Consider the following 1,192-nt stretch of genomic DNA (forward strand, 5'->3'; position numbering starts at 1 on the left):
GGCCCTGCGCAGCGCGACCAGCATCCGGCGCAGCGCCGCCAGGGTGTCCCGCCCGGCCGCCTCGATCTCGCCCAGCGCCTGCTTGGCCCGCTCCGGCCGACGGTCGATCACCCGGCGGGCGGCGCCGGCCTGGAGGGCGACGATGCCGAGGCTGTGCGCGACGGTGTCGTGCATCTCGCGGGCGATCCGCAGCCGTTCGGCGGTGACGGCCTCCTCGGCCGCCCGGGCGCCGAGCGCCTCGGCGTGCTCCCGGCTCTGCCGCGCCGAACGGCCGACCAGCCAGGCGACCAGGGCGAGCAGCGCGGCGCCGTCGGCCGAGCCGATGTGGGTGCCGGTGAAGATGCCCACCGTGTCGCCGTGCACCAGTCCGATGTGCAGCACCAGGAAGGCCATGACGAGCGCGACCGCGGCCCGGGAGCTGCGCCGCGGCCGGGTGGCGGTGATCAGGCAGAGCGCGGTGTCCACCGCGAGCAGCGCGCCGGGCGGCACCTGGGCGCCGCCGGACCAGCCGTCGGTCTCGGTGAACGCGGCGATCAGCAGCAGCACGACGGAGAGCACCGGCAGCCGGCGCACCAGCGCCGCGCCCGCGAAGGCCACCACCGTGTCGGCCAGGGTGAACGCCCAGCCGCCGTGGGCGGCGGCGCCGGGGTGCTGGGAGGCCTCGCCGCCGAGCCGGACGGCGGGGTAGCCGGCGGCCACGCACCAGGCGAGGCCGACCCACACCTCGGGCGGGACACGCCGGAGCAGTGGCGGGGAGGGGGTCGAGGGCATGGTTCACGATCGTAACGACGGTCCGCGGGCCCGTCATCCAGCCGTGGTTGTACGGCTCCGGGTGGCCTCCGGTGTCGACGCCGGTCCGATGCGGCCGCCCGGCGCCCCCGGGCACCGTGGACCCCATGATCGAAGTCACCGAACTGACGAAGCGCTACGGCCGCGGCCGCCGGGTGCGCACCGCCGTCGACCACCTCTCCTTCACCGTCCGGCCCGGGCGGGTCACCGGCTTCCTCGGCCCCAACGGCGCCGGCAAGTCCACCACCCTGCGGCTGGTCCTCGGCCTGGGAGACCCGACCTCCGGCTCCGTCACCGTCGACGGCCGGCCCTTCCGCGGCAGGCCGCGCGGCCTGCGGCACTTGATCAATGGCTGTTCCGAGTGAGCTCTTTGATCCAGATCATCGAGGCCCGGAGATGGAGC

1 protein-coding gene and 1 pseudogene are annotated in these 1,192 nt (G+C 75.9%); one reads left to right on the plus strand and one right to left on the minus strand.

Annotation, left to right across the window (positions count from 1 at the left end):
- On the minus strand, positions 1-771 hold a 771-nt coding region (locus AB0E96_RS41280), incomplete at its 3' end, for a histidine kinase dimerization/phosphoacceptor domain-containing protein (protein ID WP_359831986.1).
- A gap of 125 nt (positions 772-896) precedes the next feature.
- On the opposite strand from AB0E96_RS41280, the pseudogene AB0E96_RS41285 reads away from it, so the two are divergent.
- Positions 897-1,133: pseudogene (locus tag AB0E96_RS41285) on the plus strand (ATP-binding cassette domain-containing protein); the annotation flags it as partial.
- Positions 1,134-1,192: the final 59 nt, after the last annotated feature.

Source organism: Kitasatospora sp. NPDC036755 (genome assembly GCF_040636595.1).
Lineage (GTDB): Bacteria > Actinomycetota > Actinomycetes > Streptomycetales > Streptomycetaceae > Kitasatospora.